Source organism: Streptococcus pseudopneumoniae (genome assembly GCF_038148935.1).
Classification (GTDB): Bacteria; Bacillota; Bacilli; order Lactobacillales; family Streptococcaceae; genus Streptococcus; species Streptococcus pseudopneumoniae_U.
The window spans coordinates 1-247 of sequence record NZ_JBBJZX010000269.1 but is presented as its reverse complement, the minus strand read 5'-3'; the positions used below and the strand labels follow the sequence as shown (position 1 = coordinate 247).

1 pseudogene is annotated in these 247 nt (G+C 36.8%); it reads left to right on the top strand.

Annotated features, from left to right (window positions below):
• Positions 1-247 (top strand): annotated as a pseudogene (locus tag WKI42_RS10930) (tryptophan--tRNA ligase); the annotation flags it as partial.

The following is a 247-nucleotide window of genomic DNA, read 5'->3' as shown; positions in this document are numbered from 1 at the left end:
TGCTTTTAAGGCTAATTATGTTCCTGTTGGGACAGATCAGAAACCAATGATTGAGCAAACTCGTGAAATTGTTCGTTCTTTTAATAATGCATATAACTGTGATGTCTTGGTAGAGCCGGAAGGTATTTATCCAGAAAATGAGAGAGCAGGGCGTTTGCCTGGTTTAGATGGAAATGCTAAAATGTCTAAATCACTCAATAATGGTATTTATTTAGCTGATGATGCGGATACTTTGCGTAAAAAAGTG